The organism is Rhodoferax sp. RT5P35, assembly GCF_056521385.1.
The window spans coordinates 1-1,049 of record NZ_JBWMAX010000345.1 but is presented as its reverse complement, the minus strand read 5'-3'; the positions used below and the strand labels follow the sequence as shown (position 1 = coordinate 1,049).

Below are 1,049 nucleotides of genomic sequence, written 5' to 3'. Positions count from 1 at the left end.
ACTTGTTGCTACAAATTAAATAGCTGCTTGCGCACGGTTGACGGGGGCTACAGGCCTGAAACGTATAAATTTCGTCCGTTGGGTCAGGTGGGTAGCAATTTGCCGGGATTCATCAACCCCTGCGGGTCCAGCGCTGCTTTGACGCGGCGCATCACCGCCACCTCCAGCGGCGTCTTGTACATCGCCATCTCGTGGTTCTTGAGCTGGCCCAGGCCGTGCTCGGCGCTGAACGATCCCTGGAATCGCGCCACCACGTCCAGCACCAGAATGTTCACCCGGTCAGCCTCGGCCTGCCAATCCGGCGTGGTCCAGCCCACCGGGCGGGACACGTTGAAGTGCAGATTGCCATCGCCCAGATGCCCATAAACAATCGGGCGCACGCCCGTGTAGGCGATGTGCAGCGGGGCTGCACTTCGTCAATGAACGCCGCTACGCTGGACACGGGCACGGCAATGTCGTGCTTGATGTTCTGGCCGTCATGCTGCTGGGCTTCACTGATGTTTTCGCGCACGGCCCAGAGTGCTTCGGCCTGCGCCACGGAAGTGGCGATGAGCACATCGTCAATCACCCCGCTTTCCAGCGCCTGCGCCAGCGCGGCCTGAAAGCTGGCCTCCAGGGCGGCTTGTGCGCCCTCGCCTGCACCAGGGTCGGTTGCTTCCATCAGCACCTGCCAGGGGTGCGTCTCGGCAAACAGGGCTGGCGTGTCCGGAAAATACTGGCGCACCATGGCCACACTGGCTTCGCTCATCAACTCAAAAGCGGTAAACCGGTCGCCCAACGCGCCGCGCATCAGGCCCAGCAAGGCCAGCGCCTGCTTCGGGGTTTGAAAACCGGCAAACGCCACGGCACTCGCATGCGACGCCGGAAAGAGCTTGAGTACGGCCGCCGTCACGATGCCCAGCGTGCCCTCGGACCCGATGAACAGGTGCTTGAGGTCATAACCCGTGTTGTCCTTGCGCAGCGCGCGCAGCAGGTTCAGCACCTGGCCGTCCGCCAGCACGACCTCCAGACCCAGCACCAGATCCCGCGTGTTGCCGTAGCGCAGCACC

General features: G+C 63.2%; 2 protein-coding genes. Both read right to left on the bottom strand.

Annotated features, from left to right (window positions below; all coding sequences use genetic code 11):
• Positions 1 to 83: 83 nt before the first annotated feature.
• On the bottom strand, positions 84 to 329 hold the full coding sequence (locus tag AC097L_RS26205) for an FAD-binding oxidoreductase (RefSeq protein WP_479589612.1): 246 nt from the start codon (positions 327 to 329) through the stop codon (positions 84 to 86).
• Positions 272 to 1,049, bottom strand: a 778-nt coding sequence (locus AC097L_RS26200; RefSeq protein WP_479589611.1) for an FAD-binding oxidoreductase, incomplete at its 5' end; no start/stop codon positions are given. The genes AC097L_RS26205 and AC097L_RS26200, both read right to left, overlap by 58 nt.